The sequence below is a fragment of the Bradyrhizobium tropiciagri genome (assembly GCF_018130505.1).
In the GTDB taxonomy this organism is placed as follows: domain Bacteria; phylum Pseudomonadota; class Alphaproteobacteria; order Rhizobiales; family Xanthobacteraceae; genus Bradyrhizobium; species Bradyrhizobium tropiciagri_B.
Window position 1 is genome coordinate 63,561 of record NZ_JAFCKH010000005.1, and the last position, 20,965, is coordinate 84,525.

22 protein-coding genes, 1 tRNA gene and 1 pseudogene are annotated in these 20,965 nt (G+C 65.9%); 6 read left to right on the forward strand and 18 right to left on the reverse strand.

The genetic code is table 11. From position 1 onward, the window contains the following. Positions 1–3 precede the first annotated feature (3 nt). A complete protein-coding gene (locus tag JQ633_RS13940; RefSeq protein WP_211985617.1) occupies positions 4–1,083 on the reverse strand; it encodes an LLM class flavin-dependent oxidoreductase in 1,080 nt (359 codons plus the stop codon). 128 nt (positions 1,084–1,211) lie between these two features. On the opposite strand from JQ633_RS13940, the gene JQ633_RS13945 reads away from it, so the two are divergent. Next, positions 1,212–1,288 (forward strand) — tRNA-Arg (locus JQ633_RS13945). A gap of 57 nt (positions 1,289–1,345) precedes the next feature. On the opposite strand, the gene JQ633_RS13950 is transcribed toward JQ633_RS13945, so the two are convergent. Both JQ633_RS13950 and greA read right to left on the reverse strand, forming a co-directional pair. Continuing rightward, complete coding sequence (locus JQ633_RS13950; protein WP_211985618.1) at positions 1,346–1,627, reverse strand: hypothetical protein; 282 nt, start codon at positions 1,625–1,627, stop codon at positions 1,346–1,348. A gap of 160 nt (positions 1,628–1,787) precedes the next feature. Then, a complete protein-coding gene (gene greA, locus JQ633_RS13955; protein ID WP_211985619.1) occupies positions 1,788–2,270 on the reverse strand; it encodes a transcription elongation factor GreA in 483 nt (160 codons plus the stop codon). Positions 2,271–2,586: 316 nt separating this feature from the next. Between greA and JQ633_RS13960 the strand changes: the two genes are divergently transcribed. After that, positions 2,587–3,024, forward strand: coding sequence for a MarR family winged helix-turn-helix transcriptional regulator (locus JQ633_RS13960; protein WP_349631565.1), 438 nt, complete (start codon positions 2,587–2,589; stop codon positions 3,022–3,024). 18 nt (positions 3,025–3,042) lie between these two features. On the opposite strand, the gene JQ633_RS13965 is transcribed toward JQ633_RS13960, so the two are convergent. From JQ633_RS13965 to JQ633_RS13975, 3 genes are all read right to left on the reverse strand, one after another. Then, the gene (locus tag JQ633_RS13965) at positions 3,043–6,189 is read right to left on the reverse strand and encodes an efflux RND transporter permease subunit (protein ID WP_211985621.1); all 3,147 of its coding nucleotides are present in this window, start codon (positions 6,187–6,189) and stop codon (positions 3,043–3,045) included. After that, complete coding sequence (locus JQ633_RS13970) at positions 6,186–7,346, reverse strand: efflux RND transporter periplasmic adaptor subunit (RefSeq protein WP_249159314.1); 1,161 nt, start codon at positions 7,344–7,346, stop codon at positions 6,186–6,188. The genes JQ633_RS13965 and JQ633_RS13970 overlap by 4 nt, the downstream gene beginning before the upstream one ends. Positions 7,347–7,627: 281 nt before the next feature. Further along, positions 7,628–8,764, reverse strand: a complete 1,137-nt coding sequence (locus tag JQ633_RS13975) for a hypothetical protein (RefSeq protein WP_211985623.1) — start codon at positions 8,762–8,764, stop codon at positions 7,628–7,630. A 364-nt stretch (positions 8,765–9,128) separates the two neighbouring features. Between JQ633_RS13975 and JQ633_RS13980 the strand changes: the two genes are divergently transcribed. Continuing rightward, on the forward strand, positions 9,129–10,253 hold the full coding sequence (locus JQ633_RS13980; RefSeq protein ID WP_211985624.1) for a helix-turn-helix transcriptional regulator: 1,125 nt from the start codon (positions 9,129–9,131) through the stop codon (positions 10,251–10,253). Between the two features lie 22 nt (positions 10,254–10,275). Here JQ633_RS13980 and JQ633_RS13985 read toward each other — a convergent pair whose 3' ends face one another. Beyond that, entirely contained in the window at positions 10,276–11,538 is a 1,263-nt protein-coding gene (locus JQ633_RS13985) for a serine hydrolase domain-containing protein (protein WP_249159316.1), read from the reverse strand. Positions 11,539–11,715: 177 nt separating this feature from the next. On the opposite strand from JQ633_RS13985, the gene JQ633_RS13990 reads away from it, so the two are divergent. The 3 genes from JQ633_RS13990 to JQ633_RS14000 are packed head-to-tail and all read left to right on the forward strand — an operon-like array spanning position 11,716 to position 13,194. Next, positions 11,716–12,018 carry a hypothetical protein gene (locus JQ633_RS13990; protein WP_211985625.1) on the forward strand — a complete coding sequence of 101 codons (303 nt, stop codon included), beginning with the start codon at positions 11,716–11,718 and terminating at the stop codon, positions 12,016–12,018. A 14-nt stretch (positions 12,019–12,032) separates the two neighbouring features. Continuing rightward, entirely contained in the window at positions 12,033–12,674 is a 642-nt protein-coding gene (locus JQ633_RS13995; RefSeq protein ID WP_211985626.1) for a glutathione S-transferase family protein, read from the forward strand. Positions 12,675–12,681: 7 nt separating this feature from the next. Then, positions 12,682–13,194, forward strand: coding sequence for a DUF1697 domain-containing protein (locus tag JQ633_RS14000; RefSeq protein ID WP_211985627.1), 513 nt, complete (start codon positions 12,682–12,684; stop codon positions 13,192–13,194). A gap of 157 nt (positions 13,195–13,351) precedes the next feature. Here JQ633_RS14000 and JQ633_RS14005 read toward each other — a convergent pair whose 3' ends face one another. The 11 genes and pseudogenes from JQ633_RS14005 to JQ633_RS14055 form a co-directional block, all read right to left on the reverse strand. After that, positions 13,352–14,605 (reverse strand): threonine ammonia-lyase, encoded by a 1,254-nt coding sequence (locus JQ633_RS14005; RefSeq protein ID WP_211985628.1) that lies wholly within the window; start codon positions 14,603–14,605, stop codon positions 13,352–13,354. 67 nt (positions 14,606–14,672) lie between these two features. Beyond that, a complete protein-coding gene (locus JQ633_RS14010) occupies positions 14,673–14,822 on the reverse strand; it encodes a hypothetical protein (RefSeq protein WP_211985629.1) in 150 nt (49 codons plus the stop codon). A 120-nt stretch (positions 14,823–14,942) separates the two neighbouring features. Next, on the reverse strand, positions 14,943–15,098 hold the full coding sequence (locus JQ633_RS14015) for a response regulator (RefSeq protein ID WP_211985630.1): 156 nt from the start codon (positions 15,096–15,098) through the stop codon (positions 14,943–14,945). 113 nt (positions 15,099–15,211) lie between these two features. Then, positions 15,212–16,738, reverse strand: a complete 1,527-nt coding sequence (gene bchE / locus JQ633_RS14020; protein ID WP_211985631.1) for a magnesium-protoporphyrin IX monomethyl ester anaerobic oxidative cyclase — start codon at positions 16,736–16,738, stop codon at positions 15,212–15,214. A 110-nt stretch (positions 16,739–16,848) separates the two neighbouring features. Beyond that, positions 16,849–17,589, reverse strand: a complete 741-nt coding sequence (locus JQ633_RS14025) for a di-trans,poly-cis-decaprenylcistransferase (protein WP_211985632.1) — start codon at positions 17,587–17,589, stop codon at positions 16,849–16,851. A gap of 33 nt (positions 17,590–17,622) precedes the next feature. Next, entirely contained in the window at positions 17,623–18,006 is a 384-nt protein-coding gene (locus JQ633_RS14030) for a transcriptional regulator (protein ID WP_211985633.1), read from the reverse strand. Then, positions 17,990–18,607, reverse strand: a complete 618-nt coding sequence (locus JQ633_RS14035) for a hypothetical protein (RefSeq protein ID WP_211985634.1) — start codon at positions 18,605–18,607, stop codon at positions 17,990–17,992. The genes JQ633_RS14030 and JQ633_RS14035 overlap by 17 nt, the downstream gene beginning before the upstream one ends. 140 nt (positions 18,608–18,747) lie before the next feature. Next, positions 18,748–19,101 carry a DUF1428 domain-containing protein gene (locus JQ633_RS14040; protein WP_211985635.1) on the reverse strand — a complete coding sequence of 118 codons (354 nt, stop codon included), beginning with the start codon at positions 19,099–19,101 and terminating at the stop codon, positions 18,748–18,750. 178 nt (positions 19,102–19,279) lie between these two features. Continuing rightward, positions 19,280–20,017 (reverse strand): DUF899 domain-containing protein, encoded by a 738-nt coding sequence (locus tag JQ633_RS14045; protein WP_211985636.1) that lies wholly within the window; start codon positions 20,015–20,017, stop codon positions 19,280–19,282. A 22-nt stretch (positions 20,018–20,039) separates the two neighbouring features. Then, a pseudogene (locus JQ633_RS14050) lies at positions 20,040–20,402 on the reverse strand (SRPBCC family protein); the annotation flags it as partial. Beyond that, positions 20,387–20,848, reverse strand: a complete 462-nt coding sequence (locus JQ633_RS14055) for an ArsR/SmtB family transcription factor (RefSeq protein ID WP_211985637.1) — start codon at positions 20,846–20,848, stop codon at positions 20,387–20,389. The pseudogene JQ633_RS14050 and the gene JQ633_RS14055, both read right to left, overlap by 16 nt. Between the last annotated feature and the right edge of the window lie 117 nt (positions 20,849–20,965).

The following is a 20,965-nucleotide window of genomic DNA, read 5'->3' on the forward strand; positions in this document are numbered from 1 at the left end:
GGATCACGCCGCCAGCCGCCCTCGGTTGTTCGCGGCGAGGATCGGACGGATCAAGCGGCCGAACCGCTCCGCCTCCTCGTCATGCAGATAGCCGGAGAGGCAGAAGGAATGGCAGCCGGCGTCGATGAATTGCTGCAGCGTGTCGGCGCATTGCTCGGGATTGCCGACCACAGCGATGCCGGCACCGGGCCGCACCTTGGTGATGCCGGTCCAAAGATGCGGCATCAGGAGATCGCCATAGTCACGGGCGAGCTGCTGGACGCGTTGGTTGGCCTCCGAGCGGGTGTAGAGCGTCTTCATCTCCTGCTTCTGCCGCTCGGTGGCGTGGCGCACCAGCTGGTCGGCGGCCTCCCAGGCATCCGTCTCGTTCTCGCGGCAGATCACCTGCAGCCGCATGCCGAAACCGATCGCATCCTCGCGATCATGGAGGCGCGCCATCTGCCTGATCTCCGCGATGTTCTGCGCGATGCGCTCGGGCAGGTCGCCCCAGAACAGATGCACGTCGGAATGCTTCGCCGACAATTCCCACGCCTGCCGCGAGCCGCCGCCGAGATAGAATTTTGGAAACGGCTGCTGCAGCGGCCGTGGCCGGATATGTGCGCCCGAGATGGTGTGAAACTTGCCCTCGAAATGCACCGGACCGCGGGTGGTCCAAAGCGCCTTGAGGATCGAGACCTCCTCCTCCATCAGCGCGTAACGCTCTTCCTTGGGCTGGCGCACGCCCTCGGCCTCGACCTCGCTCTCGTTCTGGCCCGCGATCAGGTTGATGCAGATCCGACCGCCCGACATCTGGTCGAAGGTCGAGATCATCTTGGCGAGCAGTACCGGATTGATGTAGCCCGGCCGCGCTGCGATCAGCGGCTTGATCCGCTGCGAGCGCGCCGCCATGAACGCGCCGGTGATCCAGGCCTCCCAGCAGACTGAGCCGACCGGGATCAGCAGATATTCGAAGCCGGCATCCTCGGCCGCCTTGACCACGCGCTCGCAGAGTTCCGGCGAGCCCGCGACCTGCGCCTCCATCAGCCCATAGGCCGTGGTGTCGCCATGCGTGGGCAGATACCAGCCGAATTCCAGCGGACGCATGGGCAAACTCCCTCGAAGACGGCCTTTTTCCACGGCCTGTCATATTGGCGCGGGCAGTTTACAGCGTGCAGGCGGCCGGACAACGCCGTTGCCGAGGGGGGACCAATCAGCTAAATGATGCCCTGCACGCACCCGTAGCTCAGCTGGATAGAGCGTTGCCCTCCGAAGGCAAAGGTCACACGTTCGAATCGTGTCGGGTGCGCCATTCCCAGCCGTCTTGCGCCGGGCAAATACGCACCGGCGCGATCAAGAGAAAGCTGAATCAGGCCGCCAGCGCGTGCTGGAGCGCGACCGCCTGTTCGCGGTTCTGGAAGGCGATCGCGGTGTGGGTGTAGTCGTCCGAGGTCTGCGAGCGGGCGATCTGATCGAGGACATCATGCCCCTTGATCACGTGCAGGTCGGTACCGCTGTTCGACGGGAAGATTCCGACGACGACGTCGTATGCCGTGACGATCGCCCTGAGCGCGCTGGCCTTGTCGTCAGACGCTTCAATGAAGATGCGGACGTCGGCTGCGAGGTCCCGCAGTTCGTCAAAATCGATCACTTGGCTAACTCCAACGCAACTCACTGGCTGGAGTCTAGCGTCAACGTGCTTACTGAAAGATAAAGGAACCCGCCGGCGGCATCCGGGAATGCGCGGCGTGGATCACGTGCGCGTCACCGTGAAGCACGTTGCAGCATGCTGGCGAAAGCCGGCGAGGCCGTCAGGCGATCGCGACGATCTCGAGCTCCTGATTGCCCGTGCCGACGACGTCGCCCGACGCCTTGCCCATCAGCGACCGCGCGACCGGAGACACGAACGAGATCGAGCCTGCCTTCGGATCGGCCTCATCCTCCCCGACAATGCGATAGGTCTGCACGCGGCCGTCGGCACGGCTGAACGTCACCGTACTGCCGAACGCCACCGTCTCGGTCGAGGCAGGGGGCGGGACGAGTTGGGCGGTGCGGAGCCGCTCCGTGAAGTAGCGCGTGTCGCGCAACGGCACGGCCGACTGGCGGCGCCGCTCGTTGACGTCGTCGAGCTGCTGCGCGATCTCGTAGGCTTGGCGCGCCTCCCGGAGCTGGGCCTTTAGGGCGCGCAATCCCGCTTCGGTGACCAGATTGGCATGCGGCGAGATCGGGCGGTCCGGCAACAGCGTTTCGGCCGCGGTCTCGGCGCTTTCCTCCTTGGTAAAGGCAACACTCAATCACCAAACTCCCTGGACAAGCTGCGGTCAGCCCGGAACGAACCTCCATTATCGCAAATATTTGCGCCGAAGTCGCGGCTCACCCGTGGCTATAACGCGCCGGCTCCGGCCGAGTTCTCCGGCCCGCCGCGCCCGGCCGGCGGGACGAGCCCTCCTGGCAGGGAATCGGCGACGGCCGACTGTTGTGGTCGACAACAATCATTGAGCCGTCTCGTCCAACGCAATAGGATGAAGGCCGAACAGGAGACGCGACGTGGCAGCTCGTGCCCCGCAAGCCAAGCGCAAGACAGGCGCCGAAGGGCCAAGGACGAAGAAGATCGAGCCGGCGGATGTCGACGTCGGTCTTGATGGCCTGGCCGGACATGTCGGATACGCGGTGCGGCGGTTCCAGCTCTGGATCTTCCAGGACTTCATCAAGACGCTGGCGGCGGTCGACATCACGCCGACGCAGTATTCGGTGCTGACCGTGATCGCGGCCAATCCGGGCCCGACCCAGATGGCGGTGGCGAAGCGCCTCGGCATCGAGCGCGCGCGCCTCGTGCATCTGCTTGATGCCCTCGAGCAGCGCAATCTCGTCACCCGTGCGGCTTCGAAGACCGACCGAAGGAGCCATGCCCTCCACCTGACCGGGGCAGGCGAAGCATCGTTGCGCCAGTTCAAGCTGCTCGCCGCCGAGCATGAACGGCACGTCATCGACAAGATCGGCAAGGACAACCGCGAACGCCTGCTCGAGATCCTGGCGCCGTTCCGCTAGCGGCCGTCCCGCGATGCGCTATCCCGCATGGTCGTGGGCCTCCTGCGCCTTGCCGCCGAAACGGCGTTTCACGGCCTCGCGCATGCGCTGGAAGGTGACGTAGAGCATCGGCACCAGGAAGATGCCGATCGAGCTTGCCGCGAGCATGCCGCCGAACACCGCAGTGCCGACGGCGCGGCGGCTGATCTCGGCAGCACCGGTTGCGACCACCAGCGGCACCAGGCCGAGGATGAAGGCGATCGAGGTCATCATCACCGCGCGGAAGCGCATCTGCGATCCCGTGATCGCGGCGTCGGTGATCGATCTGCCGGCCTCGCGCTGCTCCTTGGCGAACTCGACGATCAGGATGCCGTTCTTGGCGGCGAGTGCGATCAGCACCACGAGGCCGATCTGGCCGTAGAGATCGAGGTTCAGTCCCGCGACCTTGATGGCGAGATAGGAGCCGAACACGCCGACCGCGACCGACAGCAGCACCGGGATCGGGATCGTCCAGCTCTCATACAGCCCGACCAGGAACAGATAGGCGAACAGCACGGCGAGCCCGAGGATGATGCCGGTCTGGCCGGAGGCCGCCTGCTCCTGATACGCGGTGCCGGTCCATTCATACGAATAGCCCGACGGCAGCGTCGCCCTGGAGATCCCGGCCATCGCCGCGATCGCGGTGCCCGACGACACGCCCACCGCCGGCCCGCCGTTCACCGTGACCGAGCGATAGTTGTTGTAGCGCGTGATCACCTGCGGGCCGGTGACGATCCGCAACGATGCGATCGAGCGGATCGGCACCATCTGGCCGCCGGAGTTGCGCACATAGATCTGCCAGATGTCCGGGATGTCGCGGCGGTCGGCCGCGTCGCCCTGCACGTTGACCTGCCAGGTGCGACCAAACAGGTTGAAATTGTTGACGTAGATGCCGCCGAGCGTCGCCTGCAGCGCGGTGAAGACATCGGCCATGTTGAGGCCGAGCGCCTGCGCCTTGGCGCGATCGATGTCGAGATAGATCGACGGATTGGTCGCAGTGAAGGTCGAGAACACCCGCGTCAGCCGCGGGTCGCGGTTGGCCGCGCCGATCAGCCCGCCCATCACGCTGCTGAGCGCGGCCGGATCCTGGCCTTCCAGCGCCTCGAGCTGATATTCGAAGCCGCCGGAGGTCGATAGCCCGATGATCGGCGGCAGGTTGAACGGCAGCACCGAGGCCTGCCGGATCTGCGACCCGGCAGCAAAGGTCTGCCCGATCGCGGCCTGCACCGAGGCGGCCGCAGCGGTGCGATCGGCGAACGGCTTCATGCGCGCCACCATGAAGGCCGAGTTCGGCTCGCTGGCGCCGTCGAGCAGCGAGAAGCCGATGATCGACAGCACGTGGTCGATCGCCGGGTTCTTCTTCAAGAGCGCCTCGACCTGCTTGGTCACCTCGCTGGTGCGCGCCACCGACGCGCCGTCGGGCAGTTGCACGGCGATGAAGAACGCGCCCTGGTCCTCCTCGGGCAAGAAGCCGGTCGGGGTGACCCGCGACACGCCAAAGATCGCGCCGGCGAACACAAGAACGGCGACCATCGACAGCATCGCGACGCGGAGCAGCCGCCGCACCATTCCGGCGTAGCGGTCGCGCACCCAGTCGATGCCGTCGAGCACGCGCCCCATGATGCCGCGGCGCGGCCCGCCATGGCGCAGGAACACGGCGCACAGCGCCGGCGACAGCGTCAGCGCGTTCAGCGCCGAGATCACCATCGCCGCGCTGATCGTCACCGCGAACTGCCGGAACAGCGTGCCGGAAATACCGGGAATGAAGGCGATCGGCACGAACACCGAGAGCAGCACCAGCGAGATCGCGATGATCGGCGCGGTGATCTGCGCCATCGCCTTCTTGGTGGCCTCGGCCGGTGACAGCTCCGGCTCTTCCTCCATCACGCGCTCGACGTTCTCCACCACCACGATGGCGTCGTCGACCACGATGCCGATCGCGAGCACCATCGCCAGTAGCGACACCGTATTGGCGGAATAGCCCAGCGCCAGCAGCACCGCGAAGGTGCCGATCAGGCTGACCGGCACCGCGACCGCCGGAATCACCGTGGCGCGCAGATTGCCGAGGAACAGGAACACCACGATCACGACCAGCACGAAGGCTTCGCCGAGCGTCTTGATCACTTCCTTGATCGTGTCGGAGACGAAAGTCGTGGAGTCGTACTGCACGAGGTAGGTCAGGCCCGGCGGAAACCGCTCCGAGAGGCGCGCGAGCGTCGCCTGCACGGCGTTGGCCGTCGTCACGGCATTGGCGCCGGGGGCGAGGTAGATGCCCATCGGCACACCGGGATTGCCGTCGATCCGCGATTCCGAGTCCATGTTCTGGGCACCGATCTCGACGCGGGCGACGTCCTTGATCTTCAGCACCGAGCCGTCCGAATTGGCGCGCAGCACGATGTTGCCGAACTGTTCCGAGGTGGTCAGGCGCCCCTGCGTCTGCACGTTGAACTGGAACTGTTGGTCGTTGCTGATCGGGCGGGCGCCGATTCGGCCGACCGGCGCCTGCACGCTTTGCGCGCGGATCGCGGCGATCACGTCCGACGGTGCCAGATTGAGGCTGGTGAGCCGCTGGGTGTCGAACCAGATCCGCATCGAGTAGTTCAGCTTGGCAAACAGCGAGGCCTGTCCGACGCCGGGCGTGCGCGATATCGCGTCGAGCACATTGATGATAGCGTAGTTGGTGATGAACAGCGGGTCCTGCTCGCCGCTCTTGCTGTACAGCACGATGAACTGCAGCACGGCCGAGGACTTCTTCTGCACCGTCAGGCCCTGCGCCTGCACCTCGGTCGGCAATTGCGCGAGCGCGCTCTGCACGCGGTTGTTGACGTTGACGGTGTTGATGTCGGGGTTGGTGCCGAGCGCGAACGAGACGGTCAGCGTGTAGCTGCCGTCATTGCCGCTGGTCGACTTCATGTAGAGCATCTTGTCGACGCCTACGACCTGCGCCTCCAGCGGCTGCGCGACGCTGGATTCCACCACCTCGGCGGACGCGCCGGGAAACACCGCCGACACCGTGACCTGCGGCGGCACGATGTCCGGGAACTGGGCCACCGGGATCTGCAGCAGTGCCAGCGCGCCCGCGATCGTGATCACGAACGCGATGACGATCGCAAGCCGCGGACGATCGACGAAAACCGCTGATATCATGGGTTGCCGCCCGCGGCGCCCGGCCGGCTGGTGCCATCAGCCGACGCCTTCATGCTCGACTGGATCAGCGCGCTGGCCGGCCCCGGCGCGACCACCTGGCCCGGCTTCACCTTCTGCAGTCCCTCGACGATCACCTTGTCGCCGAGCGAAAGACCCTTGGTCACTGCCGCGATCGTCGAGGTCGATTGCCCGAGCGTGATCCGCCGCTGCTCGGCCTTGTTCTCCGCGCCGACGACGTAGACATACTCGCCCTGCTGGTCCGACAGCACCGCCGAGCGCGGGATCGCCAGCACCTCGACCGGCTCCACGCCCTCCAGAAGGACGGTGACGAATTCATTGTCGGTGAGCTCGCGAACCGGGCCGCCGGTCTCGGCTGAATTGTAGAGCGACGGGTTGGGAATGGTTCCGCGCAGCGTGATGGTGTCGGTGTTCTGCGCGATGGTGTTGTCGACGAAGTTGAGCGTGCCGACCTTGTCGTAGAGCCGGCCGTCGGGCAGACGGACCCGGATCACCACCGCCTTGAAGCCGCCGCGCGTCGCGTAGCGCTCGCGCAGATCAAGCGATTCGCGCACCGGCACCGGGAAGGTGACATACATCGGGTCCTGGCTGACGATGGTGGTCAGGGTTCCGGAACTCGGCGTCACCACGTTGCCCTCGGTGACGGCGGTGCGCCCGATCCGGCCGTCGATCGGCGAATGGATCTGGGTGTAGTCGAGATTGATCTGCGACAGGTCGACCTGTGCCTGCGCGGCCTGCACCTGCGCCTCGAGGCTCTGCTGGTTGGCGACCGCGGCATCATAAGTCGATTGCTGGCCGGCGGGTCCGCCGAGCAGCGTCTTGGCGCGGTTGGTGGTCAGCACCGCGTTGGCCAGCGTGGCCTGCAATTGCGCGACCTGCGCCTTCTTCGATTCGAGGTCGGCGAGGAACGGGCCGCGTTCCAATTGATACAGCAGGTCGCCGGCCTTGACCTCGGCGCCTTCGACAAAGTTCCGCTTTTCCAGGAAGGCCGTGACGCGGGCGACCACGTTGACGCGGTTGGTGGCCACGATGCGTCCCAGAAACTCGTTGGTCTGGGTGACCGGCCGCTTGACGGTCTCGATGATCCCGACGGCCGGAGGCCCCGCCGGCGGCGTCTGGGCATCGGCCGCCGACATCATGGCGAACGCCAATCCCGCCGGTACGAGAAGACCAGATATCCGACCGCGCATGCTATCCGTACCGTTCGTGTTTGCCCAACCCATGGAGGACGTGACGCCGAGTTGCCTCGGGCGCGCGCCGAACAGGCTGAGCAAAGCTGCACTGCAGCGGATCATAACGTGGGAAATCCGGCGCCGACAATCCTCGCCACGCAACCGTTGATCCGCATGATCGTGAAAGCGGCGAGCCTTGGAGCGGCCTTGGAAATGTCTCAATCCGGTCGACGCCGGTGCGCGCAGCCTCACAAGGCGATCGCGTTCTTCAGACGCGACGTGGCCTCATAGGCGGGCGATGCCAGCCGCTCTTGCAGCCATGGCCGCGCGGCTCTGCCACTGACCTCGTGCACGCCGTCGAACACGGTCATGCCGATCAGATCCGGATGGCCCGACAATGCGTAGACCGATTGCATCTCCGCGAATTTGCGCTCGCGGCCGCAGTCGACCGCGTTCGCCGCGTCGCGTCTGCCGATCTCGACATGCAATGGACACGGGCAGATCAGGCTCGCCAATTCCCGTCCGACATATTTGGCGCGGCTGTTGCTGAAGTGGATGTAGGACGCGAGCTCGATGCCGAGATTCTTCGTCAGGATCGGCGATGTCAGGTATGCGGTCTCATCGCGCATATAGCCGGAGACGACGGTCGGCCGCATCCGTCCGGTTGCGGCCTCCAGATGCAGCGCGAGGAACGCACCCCAGGAGGCGCCGTACACACCGGCATTGAGCCCGGACACGCCGGTCAGCATCCGGCAAACCAATTCGCCGGCATCGATCGCCGCGCACGACACATTGTGGGCGGAGACACCGTGCGAGGCCAGCATCGCGGCGATGTTGTTCTGGCTTTCCTGATTTCCGATCTGGACGATGTAGGGGCACCAGACGACATAGCCGTCCTGGCAGAGCTGCCTGCCGATCGCATTCATGTAGTCCGGATCGCTGTCGGCGAAGCAGCGCTCCGGTGTCGCCGCCATGCCGTGCGCGAGCAGCATCAATCCCCTGACGCCGCGATCGGGAATGCCGAGGCATCCGCGCACGGGCACGCCGCATTCCAGATCGAACTCGACCTTCACGACCGAGAACCCATCGGCGGTGCCGCGCCAGAGCACGCGCATTTCGCTGCCCGTCGGCCGATAGAGACGATGTTGACGGAACAGCGATCGCATCTCGCGGCGGATCACCGCCCCCGTCGCCTCCCCGCGCAGCTTTCCGGCTGCGGCGATATCGAAGAAGGAACGGCAGAACGCCTCATAGCCGAGCGACGGCAGATCGACATTGGCGCAGGATCCGCGGCAATGGCTCAGTCCCAGCGTGTCGCTGCCGGTGACCGAGGCGGGCCCGACCAGCGTCATCAACAATCCGGACAGCGCCCTGCGGCTGATCATCAATCCTCCCTCAAGCCATCTCCATCATCGAACGATCCGCGCCGCTGCAAGCATGCGACGGCAACGGACCGTTCGCCAGCGCAATTCTCGCTCGATGTGTTTCAGGAGGCTTCCGAATGTTTCGGATCGTCACGACAGCCGCAACGCCTCGACGCGTTACTACTTAAGATTGTAACTCTCCGGCGAATGAAGATCGTGAGCCGCACCAAGCAGTCTATCGTTGCTGTGGCTCTCGCCTCTCTTGATGCTGATCGCGCAGCCCCGGAATGTCACGGACTCCCGCATCGGCGCGAATTGCTCTAACGGAATATGTCCAGACGCGGCGGGTTTATCCGCAAGACAACAAAAGACTCCGGAACGGCCGATGACGAATGAGCTGCACGCGCATCTGATCGAACTGGCCTATGAAGCTGCCGTGGTGCCGGAGCTGTGGCCGAACGTGCTGCATCAGGTCAGCAATATCGCGAGCGCGCGCGGCATCGTGCTGCTGACGGCGGCGCCGCAGGACATGCGCTGGATCGCTTCTCCCGACATGCACGAGGACACCGTTGCCTATGTCGAGGGCCGCTGGCATGAGCGCAACGGCCGGCTGCCGCGCCTGCTCGCGGCCAACCATGCCGGCTTCCTGCGCGACATCGACGTGTTCGCTTCACCCGAGGAGGTGCAGCAGGATCTGCAGATTCGCGAATTCTTCCGCCCGCGCGGGCTCGGTTGGGGCGCCGGCACCGCGATCCCGGTGCCGAGCGGCGAGGTGCTGATCTACAGCGTCGAACGCGAATACCATCGTGGTCCGATAGAAAAGGAAGCGATCGAGCAGCTCGATGCGCTGCGGCCGCATCTGGCGCGCGCGGCGCTGCTGTCGGCGCGGCTCGGCATGGAGCGCGCCAGGGCCGCGACCGAATCGCTGGCGATGCTCGGCCTGCCCGCGGCAGTGCTTCGCCGCGGCGGCCGGCTGATGACCGCCAACACGCTGTTCGACCGCCTGGTGCCCGACGTGATGCAGGACCGCACCGATCGCCTCACGCTGGCATCGGCGGCGGCCGATCCGCTGTTCGCGCAGGCGCTGGCGGCACTCGATCAGGGCTTCATCACCGTGGAGGTGCGCTCGGTGCCGATCGCGGCGCAGGATGATCGTCCGCCGCTAATCGTGCACCTGGTTCCGATCCACGGCGCGGCGCAGGACCTGTTCGACCGCGCGGCGGCGATCGTGATGGTGACGCCGGTGGTACCGTCCGAGGTGCCGACCGCGGAGGTGCTGCAAGGTCTGTTCGACCTGACGCCGGCGGAAGCGCGCGTCGCGCGCGGCATCGGCGAAGGACGAACGATCGAGACGATCGCCGGAGCCTTCGGCATCTCCCGCGAAACCGTGCGCAACCAGCTCAAGGCAGTGCTGGCGAAGACCGGGCTGAAGCGGCAGGTGGAACTGGCCGGCCTGCTCGCCGGGGCCAAGGTGCCGCCGGGCTCGCCCGCGGACAAGGACGAGCATTAGACTCAGACGATGCCGCAAGCGGTCACGCCGCGTTATGCGCCCGGTAGAGCGCGCGCTCGAACGCCCGATAGGCCGCCAGCGCATGGCCATCGGCAAACGGCAGGATCTGCATCATGATCACGCCGGCGATGCCTGAAGCCGGATCGATCCAGTAATAGGTGTTGAAGAGCCCCGCCCAGGTCAGGCTGCCGGCCTTGCGTCCGCCTTCGACCGGATCGAGGTTGATCATGTGGCCAAGACTCCAGCGCAACCGGTTGCCGGGGAAGAAATCGACGTCGTTCGAGAGCGCCGGGTTGGTCGTCTTCATCACGCCCGCCGCGAGGTCGCCGATCTGGTTGTTCGCCATCAGCGCGACCGTGTGCGGCCGCAGGATCGCCGCGCCGCCAAGGCTGCCGCCGTTGAGCAGCGCTTGCAGCAGGACGAGATAGTCCGGAGCGGTCGAATACAGGCCACCTCCGCCGGAGACCGTCGGTGGTTCCCTCGGCTTCTCCAGCGGCTGCGGCTCGAGCGTGCCGTCGGAGCGGCGGACATGCAGATGCGCCTCGCGGGCACGCTGCAGCGCGTCGATCGCAAAGCCGGTGTCGTTCATGCCGAGCGGGCGCAGGATGTGATCGCGGAAATAGCGGTCGAGCGGCAGCCCGCTTGCGATCGCGATCAGCCGGCCGACGCGGTCGAGGCTGCCGCCATAGGACCAGCGGCGGTCGGGATCGAACATCAGCGCGCCGCGCGGCAGCGCCGGATCGGATCGCGCCGCTCGCGCATAGCGGACGGCGTCGGCATCCCACAGCGGATAGCTGAGGCCCGACGTATGCGAGAGCAGATGGCGCAGCGTGATCGGTCGCCGCGGGGGCCGCAGCTGCGGGATGCCCTTGGCGTCGAATCCGGTGAGCACAGGGAGTGCCGCCAGCGTCGGATCGACATTGGCCGCCGGTTCGTCCAGCTTCAGCCTGCCCTGCTCGACCAACTGCAGCGCCGCGACCGAGGTCACGAGCTTGGCCATGGAGGCGATGCGAAACACGGTGTCTGTGGTCATCTTCGCAGGCCCGCCATGGTCGCGGACGCCGAACGCACCCTGATAGATCGTGGCCCTGGCGTTCGCCGCCATGGCGACGATGCCGGGTACCCTTCCGCTGTCGACCACGGCGCGCAGGGCCGCATCGATGTCCGGGCCCGGCCGCGCGGCAGGGAGCGGTGTTGCGGCTCCCGGCAACGGATCGGACATCGTGCCCACCGCGGCCATCGCCGCCGTGCCCAGCACCACATCGCGCCGACTGAACCTCACCATTCCGCAAGGCCGCTCCCTCTGGCTCGACGGTTATGCCGGAGCCCGCTGCCCGGCACAATCGCGGATCGGCAGACGATCCGCATGTTCAAACCGCGCCGGTTGCGCTAGTGATAACCCCCTTTTCCCGGTTCCGTGCGCCCGCGCGGCGCACAACCCCGTCAACGAGTGCACCTAATAATGGCCGAAGCCGATCTCGACGCCGTCATCCGGCAAACCGCAAAAGCCCAGACCAAGGCCGTGATGGCAGCGGCGAAGAAGCGCCAGGCCGTCTGGGCGGCGCGCGCCGCCAAGGCCAAGGACAAGGAAGCCAAGGCGCGCTTCCGCTTCCTCGCCAAGTGCACCATGGAAAACGCCGGCGCGACCGCCAAGCGGTTGCAGAACTCGGCCGAGAACGCCGCCGATGCCTATGCCCGTGCGATGAAGAAGGCGATGGAAGAGCCGCCGCCGGCGAAGGCCGCGAAGAAGAAAGCCGACGGCTAGCAAGGGAGCCTTGCATGCTCACCGTCCACCATCTCGGCAAGTCGCAATCGGAACGGATCGTCTGGCTCTGCGAGGAACTCGGGATTCCCTACGAGCTGAAGTGCTACACGCGCGATGCCGTGACGGTGCTCGCGCCGGCCGATTACAAGGCGCTGCACGAGATCGGGGCCGCGCCCGTCATCACGGACGGCGAGCTGACGCTGGCGGAGTCCGGCGCCGTCGTCGACTACATCATCGCCCGATACGGCGACGGACGGCTGGCGCTGACGTCAGGTCATCCCGACTTCGCGCATTATCTGTACTGGTTTCACTTCGCCAACGGCACGCTGCAGGCCCAGCTGGGCCGCAACATGATCCTGAACCGGCTCAACCTTCCCGCCGACAATCCGATGCTGCTGGCGACAAAGGCGCGGGTGGACCGTTCGTTCGACCTCATCGACGCGAGGGTGCGCGCGAGCAGATATCTGGCGGGCGACGAATTCACCGCGGCCGATATCATGACCGGCTTCTCGCTGACGACGATGCGCTACTTCATGCCCTACGATCTCGACCGCTGTCCCAACATCAGGGATTATCTCGGCCGCATTGCCGCGCGCCCGGCTTACCGTCGCGCCATGGAGAAGGGCGACCCCGGCATGGCGCTGCTGTTGACGTGAGGCGCTGATGCCGCGCTATGTCGCCCTGCTGCGCGCGGTCAATGTCGGCGGCACCGGCAAGCTGCCGATGACCGAGCTGAAGGCGATGTGCGTCGACGAAGGGTTTGGCGACGTGCAGACCTACATCGCCAGTGGCAATGTCGTGTTCTCCTCGAAGCTCGGCGCGGCGAAGGTCAAGGCGGCGCTGGAGAAGCGGCTGCAGGCCTATGCCGGCAAGCCGGTCGGCGTTCTGGTCCGTAGCGCGGACGAGATCGCCACGGTGCTGAAGGCCAACCCATTTCCGAACGAGCCGCGGAATTACACGGTCGCGATCTTCCTGGACGAGCCGCCGCCGAAGGATGCGTTGAAGGAGATCAAGGGCCAGCAGGACGAGCAAATCCGGCTCGGCAAGCGCGAAATCTATGTCGCCTATGGCAGCGGCATGGGCCGCTCCAAGCTGAAGATCCCCGCCGCCGCCAAAGGCACCGCGCGTAACATCAACACGATTGCCAAGCTCGCGGAGATGGCGGCGGAGGACTAGCGCTCCTGCTAGTCCCGTCATCCTGAGGAGCGCGCAGCGCGTCTCGAAGGATGCACGGCCCGGCTGTTGGCCGTCGACCCTTCGAGACGCGCTGTGCGCTCCTCAGGGTGACGGGACTGCTGCTTTGCACCGTCGGATTGACGTGGCCCTCGCCCGCTCAGCTCTCTCGCACGGCAAACCCCTCCGCACCCAGCCTGGCCATCACGTCCTCCAGATGCTCCCGATCACGAGTCTCGATCACGAGCTCGAGCAGCGTCGCCTTGGCCGGCAGGTCGGAGAAGGTGCGCTGGTGCGAGACCTCGATGATGTTGGCGCCGGCGGCGGCCAGCAGGTTGCAGACTGCGGCGAGCTGACCGGGACGGTCGACGATGTCGAGCGCGAGCTGAGTCAGCCGGCCCTCGCGCGCCAGCTCGCGGGTCAGGACCGAAGCGATCAGCCGGGTGTCGATGTTGCCGCCGGTCAGTACCAGACCGACGTTGCGGCCGGCGAAGCGTTCGGGCGCCGAAAGCACCGCGGCAAGGCCGGCGGCGCCGGCGCCCTCGACCACCGTCTTCTCGATCGAGATCAGGGTGGACACCGCGCGCTCGATCTGGTCCTCGCTCACAAGCAAGATATCGTCGACCAGGTCGCGGACGATCCTGCTGGTGATCTGCCCGGGCGCCTTGACCGCGATGCCTTCGGCAAGCGTATCGCCGCGCATCGGCAGCTGCTCGCCTTTGACGGCATTGTACATCGACGGATAGAGCTGCGCCTGCACGCCGATAACCTGCACCGATGGTTTCAAGGCCTTCGCCGCGGTCGCGATGCCGGAGATCAGCCCGCCGCCGCCGATCGGCACCACCAGGATATCGAGCTCCGGCACCGCCTCGAGCATTTCGAGCCCGATCGTGCCCTGGCCGGCAATGATCAGCGGATCGTCATAGGGATGGATCTGGATCAGGCCCTCGGAGGCGGCGTGCGACGTCACGAAGGCGGCGCATTCCTCCAGCGTCTGCCCGATGATGATCACCTCGGCGCCGTGCCGCCGCGTGTTCTCGATCTTCACCATCGGCGTGCCGATCGGCATCACGATGGTGGCGGGAATGCCGAGCCGTTTGGCGTGGTACGCCACGCCCTGGGCGTGGTTGCCGGCCGACATCGCGATCACGCCGCGCTTGCGCTCGTCTGGTGACAGCGCCTGCAGGCGGTTCAGCGCGCCGCGCTCCTTGAAGGTGGCGGTGAACTGCAGGTTCTCGAATTTGAGGAACAGGCGGCAGCCGCAGATCTCGCCGAGCGTGCGGCTCTCATTGCACGCCGTCACCATGACCTGGTCGCGGATCACGGCCGCGGCGCGGCGCACGTCGGCAAGGGTCACGTCGGCAAGCGTCACGTCGGCACGCGTCACGGCGGGAGTATCGGAATGTTGCGGCATCGGGCTTCGCTTTAAACCGTTTCGGAACCCGGAAGCCTAGCGGGTTTTCACACCGAAAACGACCGTGTTACCGCGCGGTCAACGCCGCTTGCTCCGGCTTCACCGGCTTGGCCAACTCGACCTCGTCGCATTTGGGACACAGCAGCGCGGTGCGGAAATGCTTGTCGAGCGCAATGGTTCGCGTGCTGCCGCACCGGCAGCGCATCGGCTTGTCCATGAGGTGGGTCCGGGTTCGGGATGCCAAGGAAGCGTGCGCTTAGCTAGCCCGGTCCGGTTAACCTAATGTGACTTGTGGCGGAAAGATTGTCGCAGCGGGCGGGCGCGATGCGATCAAGCCCTAGAAGAAGCCCGGGCTGAGATCGAGGCCGTAGGATGCCCTGAGCACCGCGACGAACAGAGCCGCGGAAATCAACAGCAACAAATGGCGGGCGATGGTGCTGCGAAGCGAATTGGCGGGAAATGCGCGCGCAATCGATTGAGCGAGAGTAGTCATTTGCGACCTCCATCGGCCTGCCCTGAAGGTAGGTCGCGCGCGGTGCGGCGAGGTTCAACACCCCTAGAGGCTACTGCGCAGCGGGACGCCCGCTGCGCACCACTCAGCGCGTGCTAAGCTGCTTGCGACACACCGACGCGGCGCTCCGGTCGCGTTGCTGACATCGATTGCTCTTCCGCGTCCTGCGGCGGACCCCAGAACTCCTGCACCGTCGGCCCGTGTGTCAACCGCTTGTCGCGCAGGAAGCCGAGGATCTCGTGCGGCCAGACCCGGCGGCCCATCTGCGTGTACCAGCGCATAGCATGGCGCAGTCCGACATCGCGATGGAACAGCACGCGCAGCAACGCCTTCGGCCGGCATTGCAGCACCATCTCGGTGAACTTGAACCAGAGCAGCACGCGCCACGGTGGCATGTGCCGCGTCGCCAGCACCTGATGCTTGTAGTCCCAGCGGCGGCGATCGGTCTGGATCACGCGGCGTCCGGCGGCGAGACGGAAATACGGCGTCCAGCGGTGCGGCGTCACGTAAAGCATCTGGATCTGGTCGGGATCGTAGGACAGAAGCTGCCGCAGACCGCGCCAGTGATCGCGGTCGGTCTCCTCCTCGAAGCCGACCACCCAGGTCGCCATCGAGAGGATGCCGTGCCGGCGCATCAGGCGGATCGCCTCGCGGTCGGTCGTGGTGGTCGCGCCCTTGCGGATCAGCTCCAGCGTCTTCTCGTCGGTGTTCTCCATGCCGAGCAGGAAGCGCTGCCAGCCCGCCTTCTTGTAGAGATGCAGGATATCGGCATCGCGGACGATGTCGTCGGCGCGGGTCGAGCCGACCAGGATCAGGTCGACATTCTCGGCGATCAGGGCCTCGAGGAAAATCCGCCAGACCTTCTTCGAGACGCTCGGATTCTCGTCGGCGAAATTGATCACCTTGACGCCGTGCTCGCGGTGCAGCCGCGCCAGTTCCCGGGCGAAGCGCACGGGATCGCGGTGCCGCCATCGCGTCCAGAAGCCACGCTGGCCGCAATAATTGCAGAGATGCGGGCAGCCGCGCGAGAACTGCACGACGACCGCGCGAAGCCCGCCCCAGTAGCTGTAACGCGCGTGATCGATCAGTTCCCAGCCGATCCGATAGGCGTCGAGATCCTGGATCACGGGTGCGGGCGGCATCGCGCGCGGACCGTAATCGTCGCGGAATGCGATGCCGTTGATGGTGCGCAGATCGCCGCCGAATTCCAGCGCCCGCATCAGGCGACGCGCGGTCTCCTCGCCCTCGCCGCGCACGATCGCGGTGACATAGCGCTCCTCGCGCAGGATCTCGTGCCAGTGATAGGTCGGGAACACGCCGCCATAAACGATCAAGGTTCCCGGCAAGGCCCTGACGATCGCCTGCGCGACTTCGGCGATCACCGGATGGCCCGAGGTCGAGCCGGAATGACCGAAAAGGACCGCATCCGGCGCGAAGCGCGATGCCTCGGCCACGATGGCCGCAACCGGCATCGGGCCGAACTCGGCGTCGAGCAGACGGACGTCGTGCCCGTCGTCGAGCAGCGGACCGCCGATCGACAACAGGCCGAGCGGCGGCAGATGGTCGTCGGGAATCCGGCTACCGATCGAAGGATGCGGCACGTTGATGAGAAGAATGCGCATGGATGATCGCTCCCGCTTTGGTTGGCGTGATCGGTCGTCCCCGCATTTTGTGAGAGAGAAGCCCAACCCCCCGGCCAGGCTTTTGGAGAAGTCGAAGGAAGTTCGACGCGCTAGAGGTTCGGCACCTCCTCGGGCGCGACGGCGGTCAGGCCGCCGAAGCGGCGCTCGCGGCGATGGAAGGAACCGAGCGCTTCGGCGAGATCGTCGGCATCGAATTCGGGCCACATCCGCTCGGTGAAGTGCAGTTCGGCATAGGCGCCTTCCCAGAGCAGGAAGTCCGACAGCCGCTTCTCGCCGGAGGTGCGGATGATGAGATCGACGTCGCGCAGGCCGGCCTCGCCGGTGATGAGATCGGCGAACGCCTCGCGGCTGAGTTGGCCGCCAGCTGCGGCGCGCGCCGCCGCATTCAGGATCGCATCGCGCGCCGAATAGTCGATCGCGATGCGCAGATGCAGGGTCGTGCCGCCTGAGGTCGCGGCCTCCGCGCGCGCGATGGCATTGGCGATGCCGTCGGGCAGGCGGTCGCGGCGGCCGATCACGGTGAGACGGACGCCGTTGCGCACGAGGGCGGCAACCTCGTTGGCGAGATAGAAGCGCAGCAGGCCCATCAGCGCCGTGACCTCGGCTTTCGGCCGGCGCCAATTGTCGCTGGAGAACGCGTAGAGCGTCAGCGTGCCGACGCCCTGGTCCGGCGCCGCCTCGACGATGCGGCGGATCGCCTCGACGCCGGCTTCGTGGCCGCGCAGCCGCGACAGCCCGCGCCGTGTCGCCCAGCGGCCGTTGCCGTCCATGATGATGCCGACATGCAGCTTTGCGGCGGGTTCCAGCTTCAGCGCGACGTTACTTTGCATCACAAAGTCTCCGGGCAAAAAAATCGATGATGATCAGGCGGTCTGGACGCCGAGGCGCCCAGGGGCGCCCGCGTCCTTGCCGGCGGCCTTCGCGGCGTCGCGCACCAGCTGCTCGAGCACGGCGAGATAGTCGAGGAAGCGGCGGCGGCCGGTCTTGGTGAGGCGACAGGTGGTGTGCGGGCGATTGCCCTCATAGCCCTTGATGACGTCGACGAGGCCCGCCTCCTGCAGCACCTGCAGATGCCTGGAGAGATTGCCGTCGGTGAGGCCGCACAGCTGCTTGAGATCGGCGAAGGCGAGACCCTTCGGATGCGCCATCAGCGAGGTCAGAAGGCCAAGCCGCGCCTTCTCATGGATGACGCGGTCGAGGCCCTCATAGGCGAACGGCGCGCTGGTGATGTCAATCTTCGGCATCATCGTCTCCGGAGGCAAAATAGAGCAGTGCCGCGAGCAGCAGCTGACCGATCGCGAATGGCAGCCCCATGGTCCAGGGCGACAGCGCGTGGCTGTGACTTGCGATCAGCAGCACCGTGAAGCCCGACAGGAAATACCAGGCGCCGCCGAGCGCAATCGTGCGCGGCAACAGCCGTACCGAGGCGAACACGCCGAGGCTGACCAGCACCTGCCACAGGCCCGGCAGCATCCACAGCGTCTCGGGCGCGAATTTCCATTGCAGGATCGCGAGCAGCACGCCGGCGATCGCCGCTGGAAGGAACTGCTCGATCGCCTGCTGGACCATCGCGTCGGCGAGGCCCGAGTGATGCCGCCGCGAGCGCGCCAGCATCTCGACCCAGATCAACAGGGCCGACAGCAGCGCCGCGGCCGCCCAGCCGGCGAGGAACGCGATCGGATGACCCGTGGGATCATCGAGCCAGAGATATTGCGCGAGCGCGGTGACGAGGGCGATGCCGCTGGTGGCGGCGACGGTGGCCGGACCGTAGCCGCGGAACGCGGTACCCGCCGCAATCTGGCTGCGGATCGCAAGAATGTCGGCCAGGGCCTTGTCGAGGTCGCGCATGATTCGCCCGAACTTTGTACTGCAAAGTATACGGGCGCGCCAAGCAAAGGCAAGCGGCACCGCGCAGCGCGCTGATCAAGATGTTTAACGGCCGGTTACTGCACGATTCCTGCACAGATGTGGCGAAACGCGAGCGGGCCTTACACCTTCACGAGGCTCGCGAAGCCGCCATAGATCATCCGCTTGGCGTCGAACGGCATCGTCGTCGAAGCCATCGAAAGGCGGGGATCGGCCATCACCTTGGCGTTGATCCTGTCGCGCTGGGCGCGCGACTTGTAGGTGATCCAGGCGAACACGACGGTTTCGCCGGTTTTCAGTTTCACGCTCTGCGGAAAGGACGTCAGCTTGCCCGGCTTGACGTCATCGGCGACCCATTCGCGATAATCCAGCGCGCCGTATTCGCGCCAGATCTTGCCGGCCTTCTTCGAGAGCTTGGCGTAGGCTTTGAGATTTTTCTTCGGCACGGCGACGATGAAGCCATCGACGTAGGGCATGAGGGATTTCCTGCTGTTGTGGTTGCGCCTCGTGACGACGACTTGCGTCGTCGTTCCGGGATGGTCCGAAGGACCAGACCCGGAACCTCGAGATTCTCGGTGCGCAATTGCGCACCTGAGGGTTCGATGCTCCGCAGCGCCGCGAATGACGATCGCCAACGCGATGCGTCGGCGCTCATCAGCTATGACAGCAGGATGCCTGAACCGGAGCCGGTTGGTACTGGTCACGTAGCCGCACCCAATCCATCGGATAGGGCAGCCCTTCCTCGTGACGGCCGAGCGGCGTGAGGTCGAGATAGTGATAGGCAGCGTTCATCATGTCGAGGCCGCGGGCGAAGGTGGAGTAGGTGTGGAACACGCTGCCTGCCTCGTCGCGGTAGAACACGCTGATGCCGGGCAGCTCGTCGCCGTAGGGTGGCGTGGTGCCGAAATTGTACTGCGCCTCGCCGTTGTCGATCTGCTCGCGGGTGAAGGTGACGCCGTAGTCGTAGTTGAAGTCGTTGGCGCCCGACGACACCCAGTCGAAGGTCCAGCCCATCCGCTGCTTGAACGCGTCGAGTTTTGTCACTGGCGCGCGCGAGACGGCGGCCATCGTGGTGTCGCGGGCGGCGAGATGCGGTGCCATGCGGTCAAGACCGTCGGCCCAGAACGAGCAGCTCTTGCAGGCCGCGTCCCATTCCGGCGCGAACATGATGTGCTGCACCACGAGCTGCGGTCTGCCCTTGAAGAGATCGCCGAGCGTGACCTTGCCGCTTGGCCCATCGAACACATAGTCCTTGTCGACCTTGACCCAGGGCATTTCGCGGCGCCGGCGGCTCAGCGCCTCGCGCGCCTGCGTCAGTTCCTTCTCACCCGCCATCAGTGCCTTGCGGGCCGCGATCCACTCCTCGCGCGAGACGATCTTGTGCTGTTGCATCGGATGCTCCTTTCGACGGCCGTCAGGCGTTGACGAAGGTTTCGAGATTACCGAGGAACTCGGTCCAGCCACGCTGGTGATTGTCACGGGCGTTCTCATCGGCGAATTGCGCATGGTGGAAGGTGAGCAGCGTGCCGCCGGCTTCGGGCTTGATCGAGATCGTCACCTCGGATTCACGCTCCGGCGTCGAATGCCAGGCCCAGCTGAACACCAGCCGCTCGTTCGGCACCACCTCGCGATAGACGCCGCCGACCTCGTGATACTCGCCGTTCGAACCCGTGAAGCTGATGCGGTAGCGTCCGCCGACGCGGACATCGAGCTCGGCGCGGGTCGAGCCGGGCTTGACCTGCCCGGGCCCGAACCACTGCGCTAGGCTTTCCGGCTCGGTCCACGCGGCGTAGACTTTTTCCGGCCGCGCGCGGAGGCGCCGCGTGAGGGTGAGGCTTGGACGTGAGTCTGGACGCGCGGCGAGGCCGGCGTCGGCTGCGGTGCTGTTGGCCATGGGTCTTCCTCCACAAAGGCTGCAAGGCGGTCGAGATTCTCGGACCAGAATTGCGCATAGCGATTGAGCCAGTTCATCGCCTGCTCCATCGGTCTCGCGGTGAGCCGGCACGCCACGGTGCGGCCGGTCTTCTCGCGGGCAATCAGGCCGGCATCGGTGAGCACGTCGAGGTGCTTCATGATCGCCGGCAGCGACATCGCAAACGGCTGCGCCAGCTCGCTGATCGACAGGCCATCCTGCTCACCGAGCCGCGCCAGCAAGGCCCGGCGGGTGGGATCGGAAAGCGCCGCGAAGGTGCGGTCCAGCGTCTCGTCCTGATACTTAACCATGTGGTTTAGTATAGGCGCGATCTGCGCGGCGTCAAGCGCCTGCGCTCACGATCGCGTCAGTCCCTCAAACGCAAAGCCCCGCCTTGCGGCGGGGCTTGCTCAGGCGTCATGCAATGT